The 25040-nt window shown below is 70.4% G+C and carries 30 protein-coding genes; 24 read left to right on the top strand and 6 right to left on the bottom strand.

Features of this window, described 5'->3' with window-relative positions; all coding sequences use genetic code 11:
• The first annotated feature begins 65 nt into the window (after nt 1–65).
• The gene (locus tag ATL45_RS19510) at nt 66–716 is read left to right on the top strand and encodes a DUF4145 domain-containing protein (RefSeq protein ID WP_211841249.1); all 651 of its coding nucleotides are present in this window, start codon (nt 66–68) and stop codon (nt 714–716) included.
• A gap of 192 nt (nt 717–908) precedes the next feature.
• Here the strand turns inward: ATL45_RS19510 and ATL45_RS40040 are convergent, their stop codons facing one another.
• Nucleotides 909–1031: a hypothetical protein gene (locus tag ATL45_RS40040; RefSeq protein WP_256258599.1), complete on the bottom strand. Its 123-nt coding sequence runs from the start codon at nt 1029–1031 to the stop codon at nt 909–911.
• A 227-nt stretch (nt 1032–1258) separates the two neighbouring features.
• Here ATL45_RS40040 and ATL45_RS19505 point away from each other — a divergent pair, with 227 nt between their 5' ends.
• The 23 genes from ATL45_RS19505 to ATL45_RS19395 all read left to right on the top strand — a co-directional run bounded on the left by ATL45_RS19505 (nt 1259) and on the right by ATL45_RS19395 (nt 21516).
• Nucleotides 1259–1756, top strand: coding sequence for a helix-turn-helix domain-containing protein (locus ATL45_RS19505; protein ID WP_093160065.1), 498 nt, complete (start codon nt 1259–1261; stop codon nt 1754–1756).
• Nucleotides 1749–3005 (top strand): PBSX family phage terminase large subunit, encoded by a 1257-nt coding sequence (locus tag ATL45_RS19500; RefSeq protein ID WP_093160067.1) that lies wholly within the window; start codon nt 1749–1751, stop codon nt 3003–3005. The genes ATL45_RS19505 and ATL45_RS19500 overlap by 8 nt, the downstream gene beginning before the upstream one ends.
• A gap of 18 nt (nt 3006–3023) precedes the next feature.
• Nucleotides 3024–4538, top strand: coding sequence for a phage portal protein (locus tag ATL45_RS19495; protein WP_093160070.1), 1515 nt, complete (start codon nt 3024–3026; stop codon nt 4536–4538).
• Nucleotides 4539–4553: 15 nt separating this feature from the next.
• Nucleotides 4554–4754, top strand: coding sequence for a hypothetical protein (locus ATL45_RS19490; RefSeq protein ID WP_093160072.1), 201 nt, complete (start codon nt 4554–4556; stop codon nt 4752–4754).
• Nucleotides 4755–4769: 15 nt separating this feature from the next.
• Nucleotides 4770–7175, top strand: a complete 2406-nt coding sequence (locus ATL45_RS19485; protein ID WP_093160075.1) for a phage minor capsid protein — start codon at nt 4770–4772, stop codon at nt 7173–7175.
• Nucleotides 7172–7534, top strand: coding sequence for a hypothetical protein (locus tag ATL45_RS19480; protein ID WP_143121787.1), 363 nt, complete (start codon nt 7172–7174; stop codon nt 7532–7534). Before ATL45_RS19485 ends, ATL45_RS19480 begins: the two co-directional genes overlap by 4 nt.
• Before the next feature lie 112 nt (nt 7535–7646).
• Nucleotides 7647–8387, top strand: a complete 741-nt coding sequence (locus tag ATL45_RS19475; protein ID WP_093160080.1) for a hypothetical protein — start codon at nt 7647–7649, stop codon at nt 8385–8387.
• Between the two features lie 17 nt (nt 8388–8404).
• Entirely contained in the window at nt 8405–9373 is a 969-nt protein-coding gene (locus ATL45_RS19470) for a major capsid protein (protein WP_093160083.1), read from the top strand.
• Nucleotides 9374–9446: 73 nt separating this feature from the next.
• Nucleotides 9447–9755 carry a hypothetical protein gene (locus ATL45_RS19465; protein WP_093160085.1) on the top strand — a complete coding sequence of 103 codons (309 nt, stop codon included), beginning with the start codon at nt 9447–9449 and terminating at the stop codon, nt 9753–9755.
• A gap of 12 nt (nt 9756–9767) precedes the next feature.
• The gene (locus ATL45_RS19460) at nt 9768–10163 is read left to right on the top strand and encodes a hypothetical protein (protein WP_121505368.1); all 396 of its coding nucleotides are present in this window, start codon (nt 9768–9770) and stop codon (nt 10161–10163) included.
• Between the two features lie 18 nt (nt 10164–10181).
• Entirely contained in the window at nt 10182–10508 is a 327-nt protein-coding gene (locus tag ATL45_RS19455) for a hypothetical protein (protein WP_211841248.1), read from the top strand.
• Entirely contained in the window at nt 10508–10858 is a 351-nt protein-coding gene (locus tag ATL45_RS19450; RefSeq protein ID WP_093160090.1) for a minor capsid protein, read from the top strand. Before ATL45_RS19455 ends, ATL45_RS19450 begins: the two co-directional genes overlap by 1 nt.
• A complete protein-coding gene (locus ATL45_RS19445; protein ID WP_093160093.1) occupies nt 10855–11289 on the top strand; it encodes a minor capsid protein in 435 nt (144 codons plus the stop codon). Before ATL45_RS19450 ends, ATL45_RS19445 begins: the two co-directional genes overlap by 4 nt.
• Nucleotides 11290–11300: 11 nt before the next feature.
• Nucleotides 11301–11783 carry a phage tail tube protein gene (locus ATL45_RS19440; protein ID WP_093160096.1) on the top strand — a complete coding sequence of 161 codons (483 nt, stop codon included), beginning with the start codon at nt 11301–11303 and terminating at the stop codon, nt 11781–11783.
• Entirely contained in the window at nt 11783–12286 is a 504-nt protein-coding gene (locus ATL45_RS19435; protein ID WP_093160098.1) for a DUF7426 family protein, read from the top strand. The genes ATL45_RS19440 and ATL45_RS19435 overlap by 1 nt, the downstream gene beginning before the upstream one ends.
• A 191-nt stretch (nt 12287–12477) precedes the next feature.
• Entirely contained in the window at nt 12478–14757 is a 2280-nt protein-coding gene (locus tag ATL45_RS19430; protein WP_121505367.1) for a phage tail protein, read from the top strand.
• Nucleotides 14758–14760: 3 nt separating this feature from the next.
• Nucleotides 14761–15600, top strand: coding sequence for a hypothetical protein (locus ATL45_RS19425; protein WP_093157787.1), 840 nt, complete (start codon nt 14761–14763; stop codon nt 15598–15600).
• Nucleotides 15601–15603: 3 nt separating this feature from the next.
• The gene (locus ATL45_RS19420) at nt 15604–18030 is read left to right on the top strand and encodes a hypothetical protein (RefSeq protein ID WP_093157788.1); all 2427 of its coding nucleotides are present in this window, start codon (nt 15604–15606) and stop codon (nt 18028–18030) included.
• A 17-nt stretch (nt 18031–18047) separates the two neighbouring features.
• Nucleotides 18048–19298 (top strand): hypothetical protein, encoded by a 1251-nt coding sequence (locus ATL45_RS19415; RefSeq protein ID WP_143121746.1) that lies wholly within the window; start codon nt 18048–18050, stop codon nt 19296–19298.
• A gap of 18 nt (nt 19299–19316) precedes the next feature.
• Nucleotides 19317–19640: a hypothetical protein gene (locus ATL45_RS19410; RefSeq protein ID WP_093157791.1), complete on the top strand. Its 324-nt coding sequence runs from the start codon at nt 19317–19319 to the stop codon at nt 19638–19640.
• The gene (locus tag ATL45_RS19405; protein WP_143121747.1) at nt 19637–20458 is read left to right on the top strand and encodes a collagen-like domain-containing protein; all 822 of its coding nucleotides are present in this window, start codon (nt 19637–19639) and stop codon (nt 20456–20458) included. Before ATL45_RS19410 ends, ATL45_RS19405 begins: the two co-directional genes overlap by 4 nt.
• Before the next feature lie 4 nt (nt 20459–20462).
• Nucleotides 20463–21230: a hypothetical protein gene (locus ATL45_RS39350; protein WP_177242071.1), complete on the top strand. Its 768-nt coding sequence runs from the start codon at nt 20463–20465 to the stop codon at nt 21228–21230.
• Nucleotides 21223–21516: a hypothetical protein gene (locus ATL45_RS19395; RefSeq protein WP_093157794.1), complete on the top strand. Its 294-nt coding sequence runs from the start codon at nt 21223–21225 to the stop codon at nt 21514–21516. Before ATL45_RS39350 ends, ATL45_RS19395 begins: the two co-directional genes overlap by 8 nt.
• 57 nt (nt 21517–21573) lie before the next feature.
• Here the strand turns inward: ATL45_RS19395 and ATL45_RS19390 are convergent, their stop codons facing one another.
• From ATL45_RS19390 to ATL45_RS19370, 5 genes are all read right to left on the bottom strand, one after another.
• Complete coding sequence (locus ATL45_RS19390; protein WP_093157796.1) at nt 21574–21984, bottom strand: hypothetical protein; 411 nt, start codon at nt 21982–21984, stop codon at nt 21574–21576.
• 101 nt (nt 21985–22085) lie between these two features.
• Nucleotides 22086–23234, bottom strand: coding sequence for an ATP-grasp peptide maturase system methyltransferase (tgmC, locus tag ATL45_RS19385; RefSeq protein ID WP_093157797.1), 1149 nt, complete (start codon nt 23232–23234; stop codon nt 22086–22088).
• Nucleotides 23194–24201: an ATP-grasp ribosomal peptide maturase gene (gene tgmB / locus ATL45_RS19380; RefSeq protein WP_093157799.1), complete on the bottom strand. Its 1008-nt coding sequence runs from the start codon at nt 24199–24201 to the stop codon at nt 23194–23196. The genes tgmC and tgmB overlap by 41 nt, the downstream gene beginning before the upstream one ends.
• A 3-nt stretch (nt 24202–24204) precedes the next feature.
• Nucleotides 24205–24513 (bottom strand): putative ATP-grasp-modified RiPP, encoded by a 309-nt coding sequence (gene tgmA, locus ATL45_RS38945; RefSeq protein WP_093157800.1) that lies wholly within the window; start codon nt 24511–24513, stop codon nt 24205–24207.
• A gap of 86 nt (nt 24514–24599) precedes the next feature.
• Complete coding sequence (locus tag ATL45_RS19370) at nt 24600–24869, bottom strand: helix-turn-helix domain-containing protein (protein WP_246025436.1); 270 nt, start codon at nt 24867–24869, stop codon at nt 24600–24602.
• Nucleotides 24870–25040 lie beyond the last annotated feature (171 nt).

Below are 25040 nucleotides of genomic sequence, written 5' to 3'. Positions count from 1 at the left end.
TTCAGCGGGGAGAAGTGTGTCCGCATCCCGCAGGTGGTGACGGACTCGGTCGCTAAGCTGATCGCATGGCTTCGAGAACCTGCTGGGCATGCGAGACCAAGGCTCACCACACCATGCACGGCGAGCCGACCCGCGTTTCAGGTGACCGGGACATACACACGTGGGCCGCCGCCTTCCAGTGCGACGAGTGTCGAGTACTTAGCATCGGAACTGCCAGTCTCGTGCGCACCTTGAACCCGAGGGAAGCCGCCACCCAGATGCGGGAATACGGCCAGTACATCGAATGGCTGCCAACCAAGGCAGTTGGTCAGCATTTCGCCGACGTGCCCGACCACATCGCCGAGGCTGCATCCGAGGCGCATCGCTGCCATAGCATCGGCGCACATCGAGCAGCGGTGCTCATGGCTCGTTCCGTCCTCGAAGCAACGGCGAAGGAGCGAGGCATCCTCAAGGGCAACCTCATCGAGAAGATCGACAAGCTTCACGAGGAGCAACACATCCGGCCGCTCGTTCGCGACTCGGCTCACGAAATCCGGCACCTAGGCAACGACATGGCCCATGGCGACTTCGTTGCTCCGGTCGCCGAGGAAGAGGCTGCGGAGATCCTTGAGCTGATGGGCGAACTTCTCAACGAGGTCTATCAGGCTCCGGCAAAGCTCAGGGCGGCTCAGGCTGCCCGACTCGCACGCACCGGGGCAGACGCAAGCAACAACTGATCTTCGGTCGGCCGCATCCAGGCCAGGATCACCAAGCACCGTCCCTGCATGCGCGATGACACCTAGCATCGCAGCGCTGCCAGGTGGCACGGAAATTCTCGGGCCCTGTAAAGTCCCAGCCTGCGGTAGCTTTTCCGCTACCGACGGGACGGCGGCCGGGGGCTAACCAACCGCCGCCCCAGGGAGGGGCTGTCAGGCCAGCGGCAACATGCCCTGGCCTGCCAGCATCAACCCGTGCGCCAGCGTCGCGATCGTCAAGATCAGCAAGCGCAACGTGCGGTGCCATTCAGCACAGCAGCAGGGTTGTTGCTTCACTCGTCCCACCCCCTTTCTTCCGATCGGGAGCAGTGCGAGCAGGCTACCGGACCCCGATCATGAAGCCACCACGGCACCCCCGTGAACTGCGACGATGCAAGCACTTTCATTTCGCGCCTTGGTCCTGCAACTGGTTTCAAATCGTTTCGTATCGTTTCGTTTCGTATCACGGGTCAGCTGATACGAAACATCGTTTCGCCGCTTTCTCAATCCGATCAGGGGGTGCGATGGGCACCTCTCCGATCACTGACTCGGACCGAGCTCGCGTTCGCGAGCTGCACGAGCAGGGCAAGACCCGCAACGACATCGCGAAAACACTGGGTCGCTCGCCCTCGACCGTGTCCAAGCTCGCCCGCGAGCTCGGTCTGTCCTTCGACCGCTCGGCCACCGCCGCCGCGTCTGCCGCCAAGGCCATCGACAACCGCGCCCGCCGCGTCGCGCTGGAAGGTCGCGCCCTGGCCCGCGCCGAAGCTCTGTACGACCGCCTCGAAGCCGACCGGTACCGGTTCACCGCCACCACCGTCAACGGCATCGAAACCCGCACCCTCGACCACGTGCCCGCCCAAGACGAACGGCACCTCTCCGGCGCTGCCGCAGCGCACATCGCCACCGCGGCGAAGCTCGCCGAAGCCAACGCATCCGGTCAGGCCGAGGCCGCCCGCTCGATGCTCGGCAACCTCGCCGAAGCTCTCGGCATCAAGGCGCCGGCCAACGGCGATGGGTAGTCCCGAGCTCCCGCTGTCCGGCCGTCAAGTCGAGTCGCTGCGCGAGTCCGCGGCGCGCGTGAACATCTGGTCGGGCGCGATCCGCTCCGGCAAGACCATCGCGAGCCTGCTGCGGTGGCTGGTGTACGTCTCGACCGCGCCGCTCGGCGGGCAGCTGGTCGTCGTCGGCCGGACCCGAGACAGCGCGGCGCGCAACGTGTTCGCGCCGCTGCAAGACCCGTCGCTGTTCGGGCCGCTGGCCGATCAGGTGCGCTACACCAGCGGGGCGCCGACGGCCTCGATCCTCGGCCGCACTGTCTACGTGCTCGGCGCCTCGGACGCGAAGGCCGAGAAGGTGCTGCGCGGGTTGACGTGCGCGGGCGCGTACGTGGACGAGGTGACCGTCGTCGACGAACAGTTCTTCGTGCAGCTGCTCGGCCGTATGTCTGTGCCCGGTGCGCAGCTGTTCGGCACCACGAACCCGGACTCGCCGGCGCACTGGTTGAAACGGAAGTACCTCGACCGCTTGCACGAGCTGCCGGACTGGCGCGGGTTCTTCTTCCAGCTCGACGACAACCCCGCCCTGTCCGACGACTACAAGGCCGCGATTCGCCGCGAGTACACCGGGTTGTGGTTCCGCCGCTTCATCTTGGGCGAGTGGGTCGCCGCTGAAGGCGCGATCTACGACATGTGGAACCCCGACGAGCACGTCGTCGCCTGGGCTGAGCTGCCGGAGATGGCGCGGGTCCTGGCGGTCGGGATCGACTACGGCACCACCAACGCGACCAGCGCGATCATGCTCGGCCAGGGTGTCGACCAGCGGCTCTACCTGCTCGACGAGTGGCGCCACGACCCCGCTCACGCGCAGAACCGGCTCACCGACGCCCAGCTGTCCGCGCAGATCCGCGCGTGGCTGGACGGCGAGCACCACCCGACGCAGCAGGGTCTGCGTCCGCAGTGGATTGTGGCCGACCCGGCCGCCGCATCGTTTCGGGTGCAGCTGCACCAGGACGGCACCGTCACGCAGGCCGCCGACAACGACGTCGCCTACGGCATCCGCACCGTCGCGACCCTGCTCGGTGCCGGCCGGTTGCGGGTGTCCGATCGCTGCCGCGGCTGGATCACCGAAGCACCCGGCTACAGCTGGGACGACACCGCCACCGACAAGGGCGAGGACAAGCCCGTCAAGACCGCCGACCACAGCCTCGACGCCGGGCGCTACGCCATCGTCACGACCGAAAGCCTGTGGCGCCGCACCATCCCCGTCTGATCACCAGGAGGTGACCCCGTGCCCACCGCCTGGCCCCCGGCCCCGTTCGACGTCGCGCACCGCCACATGGACGAGTGGAACGCCTGGTACGTCGGCAACGCCGACGAACTCGCCAACCTCTACGGCAACACCGTGCCGCGCACCCGCCCCTCGCAGTACCGCGGCGGACTGGTCGGCGCGGTGTCCCGGTTCTTCTGGGGACGCCCCGCTCCGGCGGCGGCCCGCCCGTCCCGGCTGCACGTACCGCTCGCATCCGACATCGCCACCGCCAGCGCTGACCTGCTGTTCGCCGAACCGCCCCGCATCACCGTCAACGGCACAGCCACGCAGGACCGACTCAACAAGATCCTGCACTCGCCGCTGGTCCACAGCGGACTGCTGGAGTCGGCCGAAGTCGCCGCCGCGCTCGGCGGGGTGTACCTGCGCGTCGTGTGGGACGCCGACCTGGCCGCGCACCCGATGATCGACGCGGTGCACGCCGACGCCGCGGTGCCTGAGTGGCGCTGGTCGCAGCTGGCCGCCGTGACATTCTGGTCGGTCGTGGCTGAGGACGGCAACACGGTGTGGCGGCACCTGGAGCGCCACGAGCCCGGCCGCATCGTGCATTCGCTGCACGTAGGCAGCACAACCGAGCTCGGCGTGGCCCGCGATCTTCGCGACCACCCCGCGACCGCGTGGGTTGCCGACGTCGCCGACGACGCCGGAGCGATCGCCACCGGAACCCGTCGCCTGACCGCCGCCTACGTCCCGAACGTACGCCCCTCGCGGGAATGGCGCGGCAAGCCCGGGCTCTCCCCGCTCGGCCGGTCCGATTACGACACGGTCGAGCCGCTGTTCGACGCGATCGACGAAGTCTTTTCGAGCTGGATGCGCGACATCAGGCTCGCCAAGGCCCGGCTGATCGTGCCGACCGGCTACCTCGACAACAACGGCCCCGGCCAGGGCGCGAGCTTCGACGACGACCGCGAGCTGTTCACCGAGATCAACGCGATGAGCCGCGGCGACTCCGGCCCCGAGATCACCCTGTCTCAGTTCGCCATCCGGGTGGCCGAGCACCGCGAGACCGTCGACGAGCTGGTGCGCGCCGCGCTGCGCTCGTCTGGCTACTCACCGGCAACGTTCGGCGACCAGGACGGCGACACCTCGATCACCGCCACCGAAGTCACCTCCCGCGAACGCAGCAGCAACCGCACCCGCAGCAAGAAATCGCTCTACTGGCAAGCCGGGCTGAGCACGATCACCGCCGCACTGCTCGACGTCGACCGCACCCACTTCGGCGGACCCGGCATCGGCGACGAGCAGTCGGTCGTGTCCTTCCCTGAACGTTCGCAGCCGGACCCGGAAGCATTGGCGCGCACCGCAGAAGCCCTCTACCGGGCCGAGGCCGCCAGTACCGAGGTTCGGGTGCGCATGGTCCACCCGGACTGGGGCGAGCCCGAGGTCACCGCCGAAGTCGCGCGCATCCGTTCCGAAGCTGGAGCGGTCGAGCCGGACCCGGCCGAGATCCTGCGGCAGACAGCCGCCGAGCAATAGCGGAGGTGGCCCGTCGTGGTCGAGTTCGACGCCGACACCCGCCGTGAGCTGCAGAAGGCAGCCGATGCGCTCGCCGAAGCCGTCCGACACCACCGTGCGCACGACGAATCCAACGCCGCTCGGCACCTCGCGTCAGCTGTCCGGTATTCGCCGCTCACTTCGAGCTTGGAAGCCGCAGCCGAGACGCTCGGCCGTCTGCTGGAGCGGAAGGCGTAGCGGGGGTGGTGCGCGGTGGCGGTCGACCCGGAGTACCTCGACGAGATCGCCGCCACCGTCGCTCAGCTCTACCGCGAGGCCGAGACCGCGCTCGCCCAGCTGATCGCCAAGCACCTCGATGGCGACCTCGACGCGGACATGCCGGCCCCGGTGTGGGCTGAGCGGAAGCTCGCCGCGGTGCGATCCCTACGCGCCTCCGCGCAGGCCGTGCTCGCCGGGCTGCAGGCCGACAGCTCGACGGCGACCCGCGAAGCTGCTGCGGAAGCGTTCCGCGCCGGATGGTCCTCGGCGCTGGCCGAGTTGCCCGCCCGCTGGTTCCCGCGCTCCGGGCTCGCCGAAGCAGCGAAGCAGGCCGCCGACCAGGTGCCCGGTTTCGGCGCGGTGGAAGCCCTCGCAGCCGCGGTGCACGCCGATGTTGGCCAGCGGTCCCGCAACGTGCTGCGCGATGTCGTCGACGTCTACCGGGGTGTGATCGCCGCTGCGACCGCCCGCACGCTGACCGGCACGCAGACCCGCCGCCAGGCCGCGCAGGCCGCGTGGCAGCGGTTCGCCGATCGCGGTATCACCGGGTTCACCGACCGGGCTGGGCGGCGCTGGCGGCTGTCGTCCTATGTGGAGATGGCCACCCGCACCGTCGCTCAGCGCGCCGCCGTGCAGGGCCAGACTGACCGGCTGCACGCCGCCGGGGTGTCCCTGGTCTACGTGTCCAATGCGCCGCAGGAGTGCGTGTTGTGCCGCCCGTTCGAGGGCCGGGTGCTGCGGTTGGGCACCGGGCCGACCGGGCGCGTGCAGGTTCCGCACCAGCTCACCGACGCCCCGGTCGAGGTCGAGGTCGTCGACACGCTCGCCGGGGCGCAGCTGGCCGGGCTGTTCCACCCGAACTGCCGTCACAGCGTCTCGGCGTTCCTGCCCGGGGTCACCAAGCCTCCGCCGCAGCCCACCGCCGACCCCGAGGGGGACAAGGCACGGCAGCGACAGCGAGCGATCGAACGGGAGATCCGCAAGCACAAGCAGCGCCAGGCCGTCGCCCTCGACGAGCCCGCCCGCAAGGCCGCCAGTCAGAAGGTCCGCGCTTGGCAGGCCGAGATGCGCGAGCACCTCGACGCCCACCCCGAGCTGAAGCGGTTGCGGTACCGCGAGCAGCTCGGCGCCGGGAACGTCGGCACGCCCGGAACCCGCCCGGCCGGTGAGGTCGCGCCGCTGGTCGACGTGCCGCTCGATGGCGGCCCGCCGCAGCAGCGCAAGCCGCACCAGCACGACGCGGAACGGGACGTCGCGTCGGTGGTCAACGACCCCGGCCAGCTCGACCTACTCGGCCAGCGGAGAGCACACCGTGACGAGCAGCACGCCGAGCTGTCGCCGGAGCGCCGGGCCGAACCCGTGCCCGAGCTCGGCCCGGCCGCCGTTCCCGAGCCCGTGCCCGGTCCGCCGGAGCCGGGCGAGGCCGGGGTCGCCCGGCTGCTGGACGTCGACGACGAGCTCACCGCCGACGAGCTGCTCAGCGTCGCACTGACTGCCGAAGGTGAGGAACGCCGCGAGGCGTTCGCCGCGCTCGCCCGGTTCGAGCAGCTGGCCGAGCAAGGCTCGACCGCACCGGGGTTCGCGTCGTTCGTCAAGCGCCTGGCCAAGCACGCCGACCCGGTCAAGTACGTCCGGCGGCGCCTCGGCCAGCAGAGTGACCCGGCCGCCCGCGCCGCCACGCTGCGCGCCTTGTGGAGCGAGTTGGAGACCCGCGCCCAGCCCGGCTGGGCGTTGCCCGGATCGTCTCCGGCATTGCCGGGGATGCGCGCCGGATTGCGGTTCGACGACAACGGCGAAGCCGTAAAATGGGCGATGAAGAACATGCCGCTACCAGGGGATTTGACGAAGCCCGAGAGGGAGTCGGTGAGCACCTACACGGGTTCGGCGTACCGGGAGATCAACAACGCGCTGCGCGGCTACCAGCCCGCCAACAGCAAGGCGTGGCTCGACCGAATCGTCGGACACCTCGACAAGGCGTTCGCCAAAGCTGAGCTGGCCGAGTCGATCCTGACGTTCCGCGGCTCGGGTCCGTCGATCCTCTCCACCCTCGGCGCCGACATCAACGACCCGAAGTCGATCGCCGCGCTGGTCGGCAGCGTGCACACCGATGGCGGCTACCTGTCCACTTCGATCGGATCGCGCGCGGCGTTCGGCGGCGCGGTGGTGTTCGCCTTCCGCCTCCCTACCGGTGCTCGGGCGATGAACGTCATGCCCATCAGCAAGTTCGGCACCAGTGAGCGCGAGATCCTGCTCAACCGCGGCACCCGCTACGTCATCCACGCCGCCTACCAACGCCGCGGCACCTGGTACATCGAATGCGAAGTCGTGCCCGACGGCTGGAACCCGCCGGCGAACTGGCAGCCCGACCCGTACAACGACGTCGACAAGGGGTACCGATGAGCGCGCTTCCACCACCGCCACCGGGCAGCCGGTGGGATGACGACGGCATGGCCCCGCGCAAGGTCGGCGGCATCAACACCTACCCGACCAGCCCCGCAGGCCGGACCATCGCGGCACCGGTGCTCGTCGCCGGGCACACGCTCGGCTGGATCTGGACCGACCGCGACCGCTGCGCGGGATGGTGGCCGGCCGAACCCTCCGCAGACGTGCCGGCGGGTCTGATCTCCCGCGTGCATGGGCACGTCGTCGCGCGCCTGGTGGAGCTGCACACCCGCGGCGTCCCCGCCGCCGAGGTGCTCGACCCCGAGCGCTGGCGGCCCTACACCCTCGGCGAACCGGGCCCCGAGCCCACGCCGTAGCAACGAATCCACTTCCCGACAGGAACCCCGGACACCTGGTGTGTCCGGGGTTCCTGCGTTCCTGCCTGGCCAGGTGCCGGGCACCGTCAACCCCGCGCCCAGGAGGCCGCCCATGCTCGACAACCTGCCCATCCACCCGACGACCGGACTGCGCGCGCTCGGCTGGACCTCGCGCGGCCCGATCTGGCCTGTCCTGGGCGGCAACGGTGAAGGGGACGGGGACACCGGCGATCAACCGCCCACCCCCGATGAGGGCCAGCAGCAGCCGCCCGCCGACAGCGGCAAGGACGGCAACGGCGGCCAGGACCAGGGCGACGGCGACGAGCTGGCCGCCCTGGAACCGGCGAAGCTGGCCGCGATGGTGCGCAAGCTGCGCTCCGAGAACGCCAGCGAACGCACCAACGCCAAGCAGCAGGCCGCCGACGAGGCGCGCACCGAGCTCGCGCAGACCATCGGGCGGGCGCTCGGCCTGATCGCCGACGACGAACCGGCCGACCCGGCCAAGCTCGCCGAGCAGCTCACCGCCGAGCGCGACGCCCAGACCACGGCCGCCCGCGAGGCCGCCGTCGAGCTGGCCGTCTGGAAGAACGCCGCCAAGCACGGCGCCGACCCGACCGCGCTCACCGACTCCCGCGCCTTCCTGTCCAAGCTCGACAAGCTCGACCCCGCGGCCGAGGACTTCACCGCGAAGGTCGGCGAGGCCATCAAGAAGGCCGTCGCCGACAACCCCCGACTCAGCGCAGCAGGCCAGGCGCCCGCACGCAGCAGCAGCCAGCACACCGGCGGGACCGGTGGCACTGCCAAACCCGCATCCCTGACTGACGCAGTGGCCGCACGCTACGGCCGCGCCTGACCCGCAAGGAGAAACCGATGGCGATCACTCTCGCTGACGCCGCGAAGAACACCACCGACGACGTCGACCTGACGGTCATCGACGAGTTCCGCAAGAGCTCGGCCATTCTCGACGCTCTGTCGTTCGACCCGGCCGTCTCGCCGGTGGGTGGCGGTGCCACCCTGACCTACTCCTACACCCGGCACATCACCGAGCGCGGCGCCGACTTCCGCGCCTACAACACCGAGTACAGCAAGGCCGAGGCCAAGCGCGAGCGCTACAGCGTGGACCTGACCCCGCTGGGCGGGGCATTCGAGGTCGACCGGGTGCTCGGCAACCTCGGCCCGTCGGCCACCAACGAGGTGTCCTACCAGATCAGCCAGCTGATCAAGGCCACCCGCGCGAAGTTCTCCGACAGCTTCATCAACGGCGACCAGGCCGTGGAGGCCAACGGATTCGACGGCCTCGACAAGGCCGTGACCGGCACGGTCACCGAGCGCACCGCGGCCACGTCCTGGGCCGATCTGGCCAGCGAAGACGCCCGGCACGATGCCCTCGACGAGCTCGACGAGTGGATCGACACCCTCGACGGGCTGCCGACGATGATCCTCGGCAGCGACAAGGGCATCGCGCGGCTGCGGTCGCTGGCCCGCCGCGCCGGCTACTACGACCGGTCGCCGAACGCCTTCGGTGTCGAAGTCGAGCGCTACCGCGGTATCCCGCTGGTCAACCCGCAGGAGAAGGCCGGTTCGGCTGAGCCGATCATCGGCACCGATGCCACCAGCGGCACCACGTCGCTGTACGCGGTGCGGTTCGGCCTGGACGGCGTGCACGCCGTGTCGACCCCCGGCGAGCTGGTCAAGACGTGGCTGCCCGACTTCGCCTCGGCCGGTGCGGTCAAGGTCGGCGAGGTCGAGATGGGTCCGGTCGCGGTCGTGGTCAAGCGCACCCGCTCCGTCGGGGCGTTCCGCGTCACCGTCCAGACCCCGGCCGGCACCGGCAGCTGACCACCCCGGCGCGCAGGACACCCCAACCCGCTCCCGGGGTGTCCTGCGCCCCCGTTCTCACCTGGAGGCGCCCATGCCCACCGTGATCGCTCCCACCAACTACACCGGCACCGTCGTCGGCGTCGCCCTGATCGACGGCCGCGGCGAGACCACCGACCCCGCGGCGCTGGCCTACTTCCGCCGCCACGGCTACACCATCGGCGACGACCAGGCCCTCGACGAGCACCAGGCGCAGGACGCCCCGGACATCGAGCGACCGAGCCGGACCGCGCGTAAGTCCGACTGGGTCGCCTACGCCATCGCCCGCGGAATGCCGCAGGACGACGCCGAATCGCTGACGCGCGACGACCTCGCCCGGCTCTACCACGACGACGAGGGCTGACCGGTGCCGCGCGTGTACGCCACCCGCGACGACCTGACGGCCTACGCCCCGCCTGGCGTCGAGATACCGGCCGAGCCGGAAGCCTCCCGCCTACTCGCGCGCGCGTCCGAAGCCGTCGAGCTGCTGACGCTCACCGCGGTCTATCCCGTGCTCGACGACGGGATGCCCGCCGCCACCGAACACGCCACCGCCTTCCGGTCGGCGACGTGCGCGCTGGCTCTGCACTGGCTGGAGACCGGCGACGAGCACGGAGAAGCTGGGCAGTGGTCGAGCGTGAGTATCGGCTCGATCAACCTCACCCGCGGCGCCGGCCACACCGCGGCGCCCGGTTCGACGAGCCCACCGGATTCCGTGGTGCGTCCGCTGCAGCTGGCCGGGCTGCTACCCGGTGTCATCACCCGACCCTGACCGGGAGGTGGTGAACCGGTGGCCGGTATCCCCCGGTGGCTGCTCGCCCAGGCCGGGCAGGCCGTCACGATCGAGCCGTACGAGGGCAGCGGCGCCTACGGCGATGTGTTCGGCCCGCCCGTCACCGTGCGCGCGGTCGTCGACGCCTCCCGCCGCCTGGTCCGCAACGAAGCGGGTGCGGAGGTGGTCAGCGAAACCACCCTCTACGCCCCCCTGTCCACAGTGGCCCCAGCTGGTTCGCGGGTGACGCTGGCCGACGGCACCCGGTCGACGGTGATCACCGCGAAGCGGCGCGACGGCCGCCGACTCCCCGTTCCCTCGCACCTGGAAGTGGTGTTGACCTGATGGCCATGCGCACCCGGCTCGACTGGAACGGGCCGAACGTGACCGCCCGCCAGCATTCCGGCGCCGTGGCCGGGCTCCGCCAGGCCGCCGAGCACATCCTCGGCGCCTCCCGGCAGCTCGTCCCGCTGGAAGAGGGCACCCTCGAACGCTCCGGCGTCGCCAGCGTCGACGAGAACGACCTGACCGCCGCGGTCTCCTACGACACCGTGTACGCGGTCCGCCAGCACGAAGAGCTCACGTGGAAGCACGACGCCGGGCGGTCCGCGAAGTACCTCGAACGCCCCATGACCTCCGAACGCGACACCGTCGCCGACCTGGTCGCCGCCGAGATCCGGCGGTCGCTGTCATGAGCTGGACCCGCGACCTCGCTCACGGCCTGGCCCAGTACCTCGCCGACCACGACGTCGGCACCTACCGCCCCTCCGGCATCTACCACGAACACGAGACCGGCATCGTCATCGGCGCGGTTCCGCAGTCCCCGCCCCGGATCGTGGCGCTCACCCCGTACCCGATGGTCGCCGATCCCAGCCAGGCCGACGACATCGTCGGCCTGCAGGTGCGCGCTCGCTCCGCCGGGCCGGACCCGCGCGACGCGCTCGACCTCACCGACGCCGCGTTCGACGCCCTGGTCGGCGCCGCACACCTCCACCTCGACGGGGTGGTCGTGCACCTGGTCGAGCTCACCGGATCGGCGCCGATGGGCCGTGACGAGTCCGGCCGGTACGAGCACGTCACCAACTACCAGCTCATCGCCCACCATCCGACCCCCAACCGCACTTAGGAGGCGCCGCCATGCGCTCACTGCTCGCGAAGGACTGGACGCTGGAAGTCGAGGACTCCAGCGGCACGACCCCGACGTGGGTGCCCGTCAAGGGCTTGACCTCGTTCTCGGAGACCAGCGACGACAACACCGAGGACGACGGCGATTTCGACTCCGATGGCTGGGGAAGCTCGGTCGTCACGCAGCGCACGTGGTCGCTGGAGTGCGAGGGCAAGCGCAAGCGCACCGACGACACCACGTTCACCCCGGACCCCGGGCAGGAGATCATCCGCAAGGCCGCCCGCATCGTCGGGTTTGACGCCAACATCCGGGTGCGGTGGTACCGGCGGGACGGCTCGCCGGATGCCTACGAGGGCACCGCGACCGTGTCGGAGTTCGAGAAGGGCGGCGGGGTGACCGACCTGGAGCCGTTCACCTTCACCCTGCTCGGCCAGGGTGCGCCGGTGGAGATCACCAACCCGGGTACGACTCCGCCCGCTGGTGGTGGTGCGTGATGGCGTTGCAGGATCTCGGGGAGTTCCTCGATCCGACCCTGTCGGTGCCGATCCGGGGCAAGACCTACAGGGTCGAGCCGCCGGACGCCGAGACCGGGCTGCGGCTGCAGCATCTCTCCGACTGGATGCTCGGCGCCGCCGCCGCAGTCCAGGCCGACGCCGACGCGCCAGCCCCGTCCGAGGAACTGCTGTCGGACGCCGCCGAGCTCGACATGTACCGCGCCGCGCTCGGTGCGGTCTACGACGAGCTGTTCGCCGATGCTGTGCCGTGGCCGTGGATCAAGCTCGCTGGGATGACGGCGTTTCTGCACTGGACCGTCGGCGCGGAACAGGCTGAGGCGTACTGGGCGGCGGGTGGCCGCCCGGAACCGCAGGCGGGGAATCGGGCGCAGCGGCGGGCGGCCCGATCGACCCCGCGACCGGGCTCGCCGAGTGGTACGAGCCGGAGCCGCAAGGCGGCCAGGGCCACAGCTGGCGGGAAGTCCTCGGCCACTGGCAGCTGATCGAGGCCGACCTGCACGAGTTCTACGGCATCGACGTCGAATCCGGTGTGCTGCGGGCCCGCTCGTGGCGGTGGCTGCGGTGCCGGATCGTCGGACTCCTGTCGTGCGAATCCCGCCTCGCCCGCGCTCTCTCACCCCCGGATGAGAAACCGGGACAACTGAAAACCAACTGAATAGCGGAGGTGCCCGGCATGGCGTTGACCGTTGGTGAACTGGTCGGGTACCTCCGCCTCGATTCCTCGCAGTGGACCCGCGCACTGGTCAAGGCCCGTAAGCAGCTCGGCGACACCGAGAGCGGTCTACGCCGCTTCGGGCGTCGCTCGGAAGTACTGGCCACGGCTGCGGTGCGGATGGGCGCGTTCTCCGCCGCCTCATCGCTGGCGGGCTCCGCGGTGTCCGGGTTGGTCGCGGGCGTGGCCGCGGCGTCCGGCTCGCTGCTGCTGCTTCCCGCGCTCCTGACGGCCGGCGGGGTGGCCTTCGGCGCCGCCACGCTCGGCGCGCAGGGATTCGGCGACGCGCTGGCGAGCATGGACGATCCGGCGAAGTTCGCCGAAGCGCTCGAAGAACTCGCCCCCGCCGCACGCGAGACCGCCATCGCCGCACGGGACCTGGCGCCCACCTGGGAAGAACTCCAGCAGGCCACGCAGCAAGAGCTGTTCGCCGGGACCGCCGACGTCGTTCGTGAGCTGGGCGCGAAGTACCTGCCGATCCTGCGGGCCGGATTGACCTCGACCGCCGCCGAGCTCAACGAGGCCGCCCGGTCAGCGGGCGCGTTCGCGCTGGAAGCCGACACGATCCGCGACGTCGAGGCCATCCTCGACAATTCCTCGGCAGCGGCCGGGAACCTCACCGCGACCACCCGGCCGCTGTTGCAGATCTTCCGCGATGTCGCCGCTGCCGGGGCTGAGTTCCTGCCTGGTCTGACCAGCGGGCTCGGGGCTGCTGCTGAGCGGGCTGCCGCGTTCGTGGCCGAAGCTCGCGAGTCGGGACAGCTGGCCGGGTGGATTCAGGGCGGCATCGACGCGGTGTCGACGCTGAGCAGCATCGTCGGGAACCTGGCGTCGGTGGTCGGCTCGATCTTCTCCGCGATGTCCGCCGACGGTGGCGGGGCACTGGCCACGCTCGATGACCTGACCGGTCGCCTCGCAGAGTTCCTGGCCAGCGGAGAGGGTTCGACGACGCTCGGGCAAATCTTCGCTGGCTTGTCGGCCGCCGCGGCTGGCCTGGTCCCCGCCCTGACATCGGTCGTGTCCGCTCTGCTCACTGCGCTGGGCCCGGTGGTGGCCGAGCTCGGGCCAGCGGTCGGCCAGCTCGCGGCGCAGGTCGGCGCGACCCTGGTCACGGCCATTCAGGCCGCCGCGCCGCTGCTGCTGGCCATGGCCACGTTCCTCCAGCAGAACATGAGCTGGATCGGGCCGCTGACCATTGCCGTGGTCGGGCTGGCTGCCGCGCTCGGCCCCGCCATCTCGATCGTGATGGGCCTGGTCAACGCCTTCAAGGCCGTCACGCTGATCCTGCAGGTGCTGCGGGTGGCGATGCTGACCAACCCGTTCACCGCGATCATCACCGCCGTTGTCCTGCTGGCGGTGCTGATCGTGTCGAACTGGGACACGATCAAGGCGTATCTGCTCGCGGCCTGGGAGTGGATCAAGACGACCGCAGCGTCGGTGTGGAACGGCATCGTGTCCTTCTTCACCGAGACGTGGAACAGCATCACCTCGACGGTCTCGGAGGTCTGGAACGGCATCGTGTCGTTCTTCTCCGGGATCTGGGACCGCATCGTCGCAGTTCACGTGGAGATGATCACGCGAGTGCGGCAGTTCCTCTCCGACGCCTGGCAGTTCTGCGTCGACACCACGCGCAACGCCTGGAACTCCGCCGTCAACGCCGTCACCACCGGAGTGTCCAATGTGGTCAACTTTGTCAAGGAGCTGCCGGGCAAGATCCTCGACGCGCTCGGCAACCTCGGCACGCTGCTGTGGGACTCCGGGCGTGCGCTGCTGCAAGGGCTGTGGGACGGCATCAAGTCCGCGGTCGGCTGGGTCAAGGACAAGATCTCCGGCGCGCTGAGCTCGATCCGCGACCTGTTCCCCTTCAGCCCGGCGCGCGAGGGTCCGTTCTCCGGGCACGGCTACACCACGTACTCGGGTGCCGCGCTGACCCGCGATTTCGCCGACTCCATCGCCGCCAACGGCCGCCTCGCTGTGGCCGCTGCCCACCAGGTGGCCGGCGGGGTGCGCTCGGCGCTGGCGGCTCCGACGATCGCCGCGCCCGCTTCCGTGGCCTACGCCCGCCGGGCCGCGACAGCGGCCAGCGCCCCGGCCGCAGCGACCAGCGCGGCGCCATCGGGTGTTGGGGTCGCCGAGCTCCGCGAAGCCCTCGCGGGCATGGCATTCACCCTCGACGACTCCGGCGGGCGGGTCATGGCCCGCGTGGTCAACCGCGTCAACGCCGCAGACCGCAGGAGGTGAGCCGTGCCGCTGTATCTGGGCCCGCTGGGCAGGCTCGCCCGCCTGCGCGCACCCCGGCCCGACATCCGAATCGAGCACCCCCGCCAGGGCGGCACGCACGTCGCCTTGTCCGGGGCCCGCACCGTCGACTACCTCGGCAGCCGCGGGCAGTTCGAGTTCACGTGGAAGTGGCTCACCGACTCCGAACGCGACTACCTCGAAGCCCTGCGCGACCGGCACATCCGCGGCCCGCTGCGGTTCGTGCTGCCCGGGTGGCGCCGAAACCGCCTGTCCCGCTCCGCCGCGAGCGTCGGCTACGGCGGGCGGGACTCCTCCGGGGTGGCTCTCACCGCGGGCACGACCGCGCCGTCACCGGACTGGCCCGACGCGGTCCCGCTGGCCGGAGCCGCGTTGGCGTGGTCAGGGTGGGCGCTCGGCTCCGAGCTACGCCTCGACCACGCGCACCCCGTGCCGGTGCTGCCCGGCGAAGCCGTGACGGGCTCGGTGTGGGTGCGCTCGCCACACGCCCTGGCCGTGCAGCTGGCTGCCGAGCACTACACGGCGGGCGGCTACACCGCAGCGACCGAGGCCGCCCCGGTCACCCTCACCCCGGAGGTCTGGCGGCGGCTGACCGTGACCGTCCCGCCGACCGGCGGGTTGTGGGGCGTGTCGCTGCGGATCACCCCAACCTCCACCCCGGCCGCGACCTCGCTACTGCTGGCCGCCGCACAGGTCGAGCCCGGCGAGACCGCGACCGGCTGGTCGCTGGGCGGCGGGGCACCGGTGGTGATGGTCGACGAACTGCCGCTCACCGCCGCCCGCCGCGGCTTCACCCACCCCACCCTGACGCTGCTGGAGGCGTAACCGGTGCTGCCCCATACCCCCGAAGCTGCCCGCGCCATCGAAGCGCCCGAGCGCACGTTCGCCACCCGGTTCCGGGTGGACTGGGACCGCGACGGCCGCTTCGCGCACCCGCTGTCGGACCTGTCGCGGTTCGTCAAGCCGTGGCGGCGCGAGCACATCGTGTCCTCGACCGCACCCGACGAGCTGCTGCTCATCGAAGGCCACGCCGCGGCCCGGCTCACGGTGCCACTGGCCGGTGACGTCCATGACGAGCCGATCGCCGTGCAGTTCGCCCCCTACAACCGTGATTCGCTGCTGTTCGGTGTCGACGTCGAAGGCGCCGACGTCGAGCTCGACGTCGCCGTCTGGACCGACGAGCACGGGTTCGAATGGTTCCCCCAGTTCCGAGGCGTCGTGCGCAGTCCGGCGACCGATCGGGGCGATGGCACGGTCGTGCTCGAATGCCTCGACAACGCCGAGAAACTGCGCGGCCTGGTGCAGCTGCCTCCGTACGCGCTGTGGGAACGCCACCTGCAACGAGGGTTCAAGCGCGGCCAGCTCATCGACAGCAGCAGCCTGATCGACCTGGCGGCGCGTGCCGGCGGTTTCACGATGGGCCCGCGAGGGTTCAGCTGGCCCGACGAGCTCTCGGCCGCCCCGTACCGCACCGGTGTCGTCCTGTCAGTGCCCATGCACGGCAGCATCCTGCCCGAGGTCGGCACCCTCGACAACGAACAGGGCATCCACCGCACCGAAGCGTGGGAGACCGGCGACGCCGCGCACCGCGCCCGCGCCGAGGCATACCGGGAGGGCCCGCACGGCTACCTCGCCCGCCAAGCTGTTCCCCGCGGTGAAGAAGCCGCCGGGTTCCACACCTACTGGATCGACGAGCTCGACCGCGGTGTCGCGGGCGCAGCGGATTCCACGTGGGTGCTCGGCGGCTGGTTCTACTGGGCCGGACCGAACGTCGACGCCGCCACGGCCGCGATCGAGCTGCAGGTCCGCGGGCACCGCTTCACGCTCGCGCTGGAGCCCAGCAACGGCGCGGGCCTGGCTCGCATGCAGTACGCCACCGCCTTCGACAACGACCAGCTCGGCGGCGACACCTACGAGCGGATCGATGGCCCGTTCTCCCCCTTGCCCTCCGAGCCCGGTTGGCACTACTACGAAGCCGCCTTCGCCTGGTGGTCCAACGGCGACATCGAGATGCGGTCGTGCATCGACGACCGCCGCCAGGCGCCGCGCGTGGTCGCCAACCGCGCCACGACCGCCCACATCGACCGGCTGTCGGGGCTGGTGACTATCCGCAACACCTGGGCCGTCTCCGACGTGGCCATCGTCAACGGCGCCGCCAAGCCGCCGCTGGCCCAGATCACCTACGACACCACCCCCGCCGGAACCGCCCAAGTGTCCTGGGGACGCAACCGCGCCACCCACACCCTGCGCGAGTCCTTCGAAGCGTTCACCCTCGCCAAAGACGTAGCCAGCGCCGAATACGGCCTCGTCCTGTTCGACGAGTCCGGGCGGTTCTGCTTCTACAACTCCGACGACGTTGTCGACCGCCAGGCCACAACCGTCCGCACCTTCACCCTCGATGACCTCGGCAACCTGGGTTTCCGGACGACGTTGGACAGCGTCCGCAACGTCTGGTCGGTGACCACCACGAGCGCCCGCACCGTGGTGGGCATCGCCTACGACCTCGGCGAGGACGGTGTACCGCTGGCCCGCGCCGCATCCGGCGAGCTGCTGCCCGCCGAGTTCATCATCCCCGCCCGCTCCGCGCGCGAACTGTTCATCCAGGCCGACGACCACACCATCGCCGTCAACCCCTGGGGGCTGCCGCTGATCGCCGAAGCGGCGCCGTGGGATCAGCAGATCCCCCGGCACGGTCGCCAGGTCTACACCGGCACCGACTACCGCGAAGGCACGTCGGCATCCACCGAGCAGAAATTCGTCTCCCGCGGCCTGGTCCGGCTGTGGGTGTGGAACGGCTGGGCCGAACCGGTCGGGTTCGTCAACCCCAACGGACAACCGCGGTTCCGCGTCGAAGGGTCCGTTGTTGTCGAAGACGCCGAGAAGACCTGGACCATCCGCAACGAGGCGTCCATCGCCACCCGCGGCGAACGCGTCATCGAGCTGAGCGGGAAGTGGCTGCAGGACGAGTGGCAGACCCGGGCGATGCTCGACCGCCTGGTTCCGCGCATCGGCGATCCCATCCCCGTCTCCGACGCGATCACCGTGCCCGGTGACCCGCGCGTGCAGAACCTCGACTGCATCGCGATCGCCGACCAGGGCGGGTTCGGGCACCTGCGCACCCAGATCTACGGCCTCACCCGCTCCGTCGACGACGACGGCCGCCTCACCGACACCTACCAAGTCGAAGCCATCGCACCGCCCGCCCCCGGCGTCTGGGATTCCTCCAGCTGGGACAGCACTTTCATTTGGAGCTAACCGTGACGATCCCCCACGTGCCCAGCAACCCCGAGCGCATCGCCCGCGCCGCCGAGCAGAACCTGTTGATCGACCAGTGCAACAACACGACGAACGCGGTTGCCGAGCACACCTCGACGCTGTCCGACCATGGGGCCCGGCTGCTGTCGCTGGAATCCGGGCCCCCGCCGCACACCCACCCCATCAGCGAGGTCACCGGCCTCCGGGCGGAGCTCGACGACCACGACGCGAGGCTGTCGACGCTGGAAACCGCACCGGCACCCGTGCTCGACGACCTGGCCGACGTCACCGCCACGGGCGCAACCGACGGCCAGGTGCTCAAGTTCAGCGCCGGAACGTGGGCGCCCGCCGATGACGCCACCGGCACCGGGGGCGGAGCAACCACCCTCGACCAGCTCGACGACGTCACCACCGCGGGCGCCGCCGCTGGCCACGTCCTGAAGTTCAACGGCAGCACCTGGGCGCCGGGCACCGACAACACCAGTTCCGGCGGCACCGGTGCGACCGTCCTCGACGAGCTGACCGACGTCAGCACGATCGGCGCGACCGACGGGCAAGCCCTGGTGTATTCGGCCGGCACCTGGTCGCCGAGCGCGCCGACACCAGCAGCGCACGTTCACGCCGTCGCCGATGTGTCCGGCCTGCAGGCCGCGCTGCATGGCAAGGCCGACGACGCCGAAATCACCGCGCTCGACGGGCGTATCGGCAACCTCGAAAACGCTGCGAGCGCCCTCTATCCGACGACCGCCAGCGACACCTTGCTCTACGGCGACGTCATCAGCTCCCACCAGCGATCGGATTGCCAATGGGGCGAATCGCTGACCAACAACTACATGACCGCCGTCGCCACCCGTTCACCCAAGGACTTCACGGCGACCGAGCTTCGGCTCTGCGTCACCGCCGCCGCGGTCGGTTCGGGCACGTTCGACCTGAAGGTCTACACCGGGCCGAGCCTGTCGGCTCTGGCTGAGAGGCACTGGGCCTACGGCCAGGACAAGGTCAATACGGCCGGCGTCAAGCACATCCCCATCGGCGACCTCGCAATCGCTGAAGGCGACCACATCGCCATCTGCATGATCGCCACCGGTTGGACCACGTCACCACGGTTGTCCTCGACGCCCACCGGATCCGGCGCGCAGCTGCTCATCGGCGAACGGCCCTACTCGGTGTACCAGGCCGGGCAGACCTTTCCGCCACCCGCAGTGCTCAATACGACCGAATCCAAGTGGACCCGCGCAAACCAGCTCTTCTGGTTCGCCTTCGCCTGACGTTGCAGAGGGGGCACCGTGGACATCGCCGCCCTCCTGGCATCGGCCGGACCACAGGCCGGTGTCGGCGGAGTCCTGGTCGCCCTGCTCGTGTGGGTCATGCGCACGGCTGCGACCGACCGCGGCGACTACCGCACCGCGCTCGCCGACGCCGAGCAGCGCCACGCCGCCGAGCTCGCCCGCGTCGGCGCCGCGCGCGACGACGAAGTGGCCGAGCTCCGCGACCAGATCGACGAGCTACGGGCCCGCGTCGACCAGCTCGCCACCCAACTCGACGACGAGCGGCGTCGTCGGTGGGCCGCCGAGGACGCCGCCGCGAACGCTCGACGGGGGGACTCATGAGACGTCCGCAGTGGATGACGTGGGCGCGCGCCCGCGCACTGGTGCTCGGTGCCGTGGTGGTGTGGGCCGCGTGGTTGACGTGGTCGCTGGCCGACCAGTCGCGCACCGCCGAGCAGGAAACCGGCCGCGCCGACAGCGCCGAGCAGCGTCTTGACCAGCTCGCCGACGACGTCGCGCGTGCCTGCGCGCAGGGCGGCGACGCTGCGGCCCGGTTCGGTGCCGCGTGCGTCTCGGCCGAGCAGGTGCAGCGCGAACCCCGCGCGCCGGTTGACGGTACCGATGGCGCGGACGGGCGCGGCATCACCGCCACCTCGATCCGCGCTGGGCGACTGATCGTCGCCTACTCCGACGGCACCACCGCCGACGTCGGCCCGGTGGCCGGCCAACCCGGAGCGACCGGCGAGCAGGGCCGCGGCATCGTCGCCAGCGTCGTCGACGACGGCGCCCTGGTCCTCATCTACTCCGACGGCACCCGCGAAACGGTCGGCAGGATCGTCGGACGCCCCGGCGCCGATGGTGCCGACGGGCGCGGCATCGCCGACGTCACCGCCGACGACGGCCGCCTGATCGTCACCTACACCGACGGCACCCGCGAGGACGCCGGACCGCTCCCGCCCGGCCCGCAAGGTGAACCCGGCCAGCAAGGCCAGCGCGGCGAGCCCGGCCCGGACTGCCCCACCGGCTACGAGCTACGGCCGGTGCTCTACCTCGCCGCAAGCGGAGGCACCGCCCCCGGCATGGGCTGCGTGGCCACCGACGCCAGCACCACCCCGCCGACTGAAACCCCCGAAACTTCCACGACTTCCGAACCGAGGTGATCACATGGCGTGGCGCGTAGCGCGCTCGCTGGAAACCCTCAGCGAGCAGTTCAACACCGCATTCCCCGACCGCTCCACAGCATCCGATGGCGGGATCGGCGACGCCGCGCACGCTTCCCGCAGCAGCGACCACAACCCGTGGCACAAGGTCGACGGCATCGGGGTCGTCACCGCAAGGGACTTCACCCACGACCCCGCGCACGGCATGGACATCGACCGCCTGACCGACGAACTCGCCGCATCCCGCGATCCGCGCATCAAGTACATGATCGCCAACGGATTGATCATGGACACCCGCTCCGGATACAGCCCGTGGAAGTGGGTGCCCTACCGCGGCGCGAACCCGCACCGCAAGCACTTCCACATCAGCGTCAACCCGCACAACTGCGACGACGACACCCCGTGGAACCTGCCCAGCTTCACCAACACCGCCCCGAACAACCAGGAGGATGACGTGTCCTACGACGACGCCAAGCGAGCCATCGTCGACGTGCTCTGGCGAGAACGGCACCCGTCGCGGGTCCGCGGGTCCGACGTCAAGCTCAGCCTCGCCGACGCGGCCCTCAACGGCGACCTCTACGGGTTCGAGAACCGCGCCATGCTCGCCGCCCAGGCCGAGACGATCCGCACGCTGGCCGCAGCCGTCACCGGCAGCGACTTCAACGCCGACGAGCTGATCAAGCGCATCGACGACACGGTGCGCAACACCATCGCCGACGCCACCGTCAACGTCGACGTGAACGTCGCACGAGGGGCCGACGGCAATGTCTGACCAGCTCACCGCGTGGCTGCGCACGATCGTTCCCGCCGCCTGGTCCGCGGTCATCGCCGCGCTCGTCACCGCTGGTGCTCCGGCGTGGCTGGTCGACGGTCTCGGTGACGCCGGGCCCACGCTCGTCGTACCGCTCGTGCTCGCCGCCGTCTACGCGCTGCTGCGCAAGCTCGAACCGCACCTGCCGCCGCCGATCGCGCGGGTACTGCTCGGCTCGACCAGGCCGCCGACCTACACCCCGCCGAGCTCGACGACCGAACAGGATGGGCGGCACCGCGCCGCCTGAGCCAACGCGCCCCGTTCCCTGGTACCTGGTGCTAGGGAGCGGGGCGCGTTTCGCGTTTCAGCTCCGGCTGCCGCCGGTAACCGCATCGTCAGCTTGGACGACCACCGTCGAGACCTCCCCGGCTGCCGCGAGCTGTTCAGCTTCCACCTTGTCCCGCGGCGTCGGGCCGACCCTGATCGTCACCTCGGCCGGAGCGCCCGCGCCGCGCAACAGCGCCGCCTCGCGTTCCGGGAACGGAGTAGGGATGCCGTGCCGGTGCCGTACCTGCGCGGCCAGCACCGCGTACCGCTGCCCGGCTTGCACCGCGGCGTTCTTCCATGTCGGATCATCGGTGTGGGCTGCGAGCTCGGCGTAGAGGATCGCGGCCGAGTCGTAGCCCTGAGCCTGGCGGTACGGGTCGGAGGTGTCCCCGTAGGCGGCTTCCGCCTCGCTTAATCCGGCCTCGATCGCCTCGCGCTGCATGGTCATCACGCCCCTCGCTGGTCTAGTAGAGAGCGGGCCCGAAGGAAACCCGCCCCCGCATCCTTCCGGATCTCCGGTCGGTGCGGGGGCGGGTTCGTCGTTCCGGGTCAGGTGGGGATCTGCCAGCGGCGCGGGCTGCTGGGGTCGTCGATCCACACCCATTGGCCGCAGCGGGTCACGGTGAGCCCGAACCGGTCCCATCCGGGTTGTTCGAGCCGTAGCCACGTGTCGTGGGCGGTCTCGACGGCTCGCCACAGGGACCGCGGTCCGCCTTCACGTACCCGGTACGTTCCGCCGTCGGGTTGCAGGTCGATCTCGGCCCACGACCGGTCGGCCGTGGCGATCCACGCAGCGGTCGGGGCCTGCGTCGGATCGCTTCCGGTGTAGCCGCTTGACGCTCCGGCTCCGAGGTCGAGCGCCGCGAGGAACCAGACGACGAGGTTCTGCAACATCCCCGGCGCAATGCTGGTGGTGCGCTCCACCGCGTTGGAGCGGTCGCGGGGCCGGGCGATGCTGGTGTAGGCCGCGCCTGGTTTCCGCAGTCCCATGAACGCCGCGTAGGTGCGGTCGAACCGCCCCTCGGCGCCCTCGTCCGTGCGCCGCAGCAGCACGAGACTTCCCGCGTTGACCGCAGGTTTCACGTCCGTGAGGATCAGGCCACCGGGTCGGGTCTGCTCGATCCAGGACCACGGCACCGCGGGCACCGAGCACGTCGCGATGATCCGGTCGAACGGCGCGTGCCCTGGCAGCCCGCCAGCGCCGTCGACGGTGGCCACCGTCGGGTGGTGGCCGATCGCGGCCAGGCGGGCGCGGGCGGCCTCCACCAGGTCCTCGTCGACATCGACGCTGAACACCCGGTCGGCGCCCAGCCGGTGGGAGAGCAGAGCGGCGTTGTAGCCGGTGCCGGTCCCGATTTCGAGCACGCGCTGCCCGTCGTGCACGTCGAGCGCTTCGAGCATCCGCACCATCAGCCCGGGCTGTGACGACGACGAGCGCACCACCTTGCCGGAGTCGCCGTCGGACAGCGCGGTGATCAGCACCGTGTTCGAGTACACCCGGCGCAACCACTCGTCGCGACCGGCCGGTGAACTGGTGTCCGCCAGCTGCCAGCGGCCCGCCTCGTGGACGTAGTAGGCCGGGACGAACTCATGGCGCGGGGTGGCCTCCACCGCCGCCCGCCACTCCGGCATCGTGAGCTTGCCCAGCTCCGCCAGCTCATCGGCGAGGCTGCACGCCTTCGGCTTCCAGTCGATCACGGGTCATGCCCTCCATTCCCGCCTGGAGCAGGTCGGCGAGTGCTTCGGTGATCGGCGCACCGGTCTGATTCTCCAACCAGCCGTACCGGCCGGCGCCGTTGGATTCGAGGAACACCCAGCACCCGGCCCGGTTCACGCTGAAGTCGAACGCCGCGTAGGCCAGGCCGAGGGCGTCCATGTAGGCGCGCACCCCGCGGCGCACCTCGGCCGGTGTGGGAATCCACTCGTACCGCAGCGCGTCGAAATCGGCCCGCCAGTCCACACGCGCGGCCGGGGAATGCGCGTGGATGGCGATGGTGAACACCCGCTCGCCGACCACGACCACCCGCGCCTCGTAGTCCTTGTCGACCCACTGCTGGATCTGGTGCGCGGTCAGCCCGATGCCGTCGAGATCTGCCAACGCCGCCTCGTCGAGCCTGCGGGTAAAGGCGATCTTGAGCTTGTCGTCCTCGGTCAGGATGTTGGCCGCGAACGACTTCTGCACCACTCCGGTCTCGACGGTCTCGGCGAACCGGCGCACCGCGGTCGGCGCGTTGGTCACCAGCGTGTCCGGCACCGTCAGCCCGCACGCGGCAGCGGTGACCAGTTGCAGCGGCTTGTACATGGCATCGGCGGCCCGGTTCGGGTGGTTGACCCACAGCACCGGCAGCGCCGAGAGCACGCCGCCGAAACCGAACTTCGCTTCCCGCGCCGCGTGCGTCCGCCACTGCGGCGCCATCCCCGGCGGGAATCGGAACGGGGTCGGCGAGCAGTACCAGATCGAGCGGATGTCCTCCAGCGCCACGCTGCGATGCTCGGTGGTCAGCGACCCCACCCAGCGGGAAGCGCGGAGCTCCGCGTCCAACACGAGCCGGTCCGGGAACCAGCTCGTGTCGGCGCGGAACACCGGCACCCCTCGCCGCGTGAGGGTTCGCACCACGGCATCCACCGGGGCGTCTGCCTCATCAGCGAAGATGACCACGGTCATCGCTTACAGTTCTTCCCAGTCGTAGTGCTCTTCCGGCCCTTCATCGCCGTCACTGCTGCCCTTGGTCTTCCAGTCCTTGTCCATGCGCTCGACCAGCGGCACACCAGAACCGTCCGGATCGATCGCCACCTGCTGCTCGTGGCAGTAGCCGAACTCCGGCCGAACCGGCAACGGCCGGTCTTGGGTCACACGCAGCCCGAACGGCCGCAGCGACTCGTTGGTGCCGACCTCGACCAGTTCGCCGCCGGTTCCCGGCGAACCCGCGAACCGGCCGCTGGCCGAAGCGAGCGGGTCGTCAATGAACGTCGTCACGATTTCCCTTCCTTTCTCCGTGCTGTCGTTCTTCCATCGGTTCCCAGCGCGGGGAACCGCTGGTCGGGTAACCCGGGCGGGCACGATCAGCTGACCGCGGCCGGGTCCGTCTGGGCTTCTGGCACACGTGCCCGGCGCCAAGGCCCGCCGCGGCTCCGCATCGTCACCCCGGACTCGCTGAGAATCTTGCGCACGAATCCGAAGGATCGGCCGCTGGCCTTGGCCAGTGCTCGGATGGTGGCGCCCCGCTCGTAGGCGGCGCGGAATTCGCGTGCGACCTCGGCGCGGTACTCCCCCGCCACCGTCACATCAGCGGGAATCCGGGGAACCTGCGGCGCATCGGAACTCTGCATCATCACCTCTGCTCGGAAGCTGGTCCGGCGCGCCCCGGTGCCGGTCACAAGTCCAGCACCGGGGCGGTTTTCTTCCCGCAACTCACAGCTGCGGACCGGCACCTGGCCAGTGCGGCACGCCGTTGGCGTCGTGGACCGGTTCGGGCTCTTGCGCTTCCTGCTCGGGTTCGATGT

Origin of the sequence: Saccharopolyspora antimicrobica (assembly GCF_003635025.1) — a bacterium.
In the GTDB taxonomy this organism is placed as follows: domain Bacteria; phylum Actinomycetota; class Actinomycetes; order Mycobacteriales; family Pseudonocardiaceae; genus Saccharopolyspora; species Saccharopolyspora antimicrobica.
Note: the sequence above shows the minus strand (reverse complement) of the source record. Positions and strands in the feature narration are given on the sequence as shown.

Bases quoted from the DNA above. Each gene is read 5' to 3' on its own strand.
- ATL45_RS19510 (WP_211841249.1), top strand. From the start codon at position 66: ATGGCTTCGAGAACCTGCTGGGCATGCGAGACCAAGGCTCACCACACC.
- ATL45_RS19505 (WP_093160065.1), top strand. From the start codon at position 1,259: ATGGGCACCTCTCCGATCACTGACTCGGACCGAGCTCGCGTTCGCGAG.
- ATL45_RS19440 (WP_093160096.1), top strand. From the start codon at position 11,301: ATGCGCTCACTGCTCGCGAAGGACTGGACGCTGGAAGTCGAGGACTCC.
- ATL45_RS19500 (WP_093160067.1), top strand. From the start codon at position 1,749: ATGGGTAGTCCCGAGCTCCCGCTGTCCGGCCGTCAAGTCGAGTCGCTG.
- ATL45_RS19390 (WP_093157796.1), bottom strand. From the start codon at position 21,984: ATGACCATGCAGCGCGAGGCGATCGAGGCCGGATTAAGCGAGGCGGAA.
- ATL45_RS19445 (WP_093160093.1), top strand. From the start codon at position 10,855: ATGAGCTGGACCCGCGACCTCGCTCACGGCCTGGCCCAGTACCTCGCC.
- ATL45_RS19370 (WP_246025436.1), bottom strand. From the start codon at position 24,869: ATGATGCAGAGTTCCGATGCGCCGCAGGTTCCCCGGATTCCCGCTGAT.
- ATL45_RS19470 (WP_093160083.1), top strand. From the start codon at position 8,405: ATGGCGATCACTCTCGCTGACGCCGCGAAGAACACCACCGACGACGTC.
- ATL45_RS19480 (WP_143121787.1), top strand. From the start codon at position 7,172: ATGAGCGCGCTTCCACCACCGCCACCGGGCAGCCGGTGGGATGACGAC.
- ATL45_RS19395 (WP_093157794.1), top strand. From the start codon at position 21,223: ATGTCTGACCAGCTCACCGCGTGGCTGCGCACGATCGTTCCCGCCGCC.
- ATL45_RS19465 (WP_093160085.1), top strand. From the start codon at position 9,447: ATGCCCACCGTGATCGCTCCCACCAACTACACCGGCACCGTCGTCGGC.
- ATL45_RS19435 (WP_093160098.1), top strand. From the start codon at position 11,783: ATGGCGTTGCAGGATCTCGGGGAGTTCCTCGATCCGACCCTGTCGGTG.
- ATL45_RS19475 (WP_093160080.1), top strand. From the start codon at position 7,647: ATGCTCGACAACCTGCCCATCCACCCGACGACCGGACTGCGCGCGCTC.
- ATL45_RS19430 (WP_121505367.1), top strand. From the start codon at position 12,478: ATGGCGTTGACCGTTGGTGAACTGGTCGGGTACCTCCGCCTCGATTCC.
- ATL45_RS39350 (WP_177242071.1), top strand. From the start codon at position 20,463: ATGGCGTGGCGCGTAGCGCGCTCGCTGGAAACCCTCAGCGAGCAGTTC.
- ATL45_RS19450 (WP_093160090.1), top strand. From the start codon at position 10,508: ATGGCCATGCGCACCCGGCTCGACTGGAACGGGCCGAACGTGACCGCC.
- tgmB (WP_093157799.1), bottom strand. From the start codon at position 24,201: ATGACCGTGGTCATCTTCGCTGATGAGGCAGACGCCCCGGTGGATGCC.
- ATL45_RS19405 (WP_143121747.1), top strand. From the start codon at position 19,637: ATGAGACGTCCGCAGTGGATGACGTGGGCGCGCGCCCGCGCACTGGTG.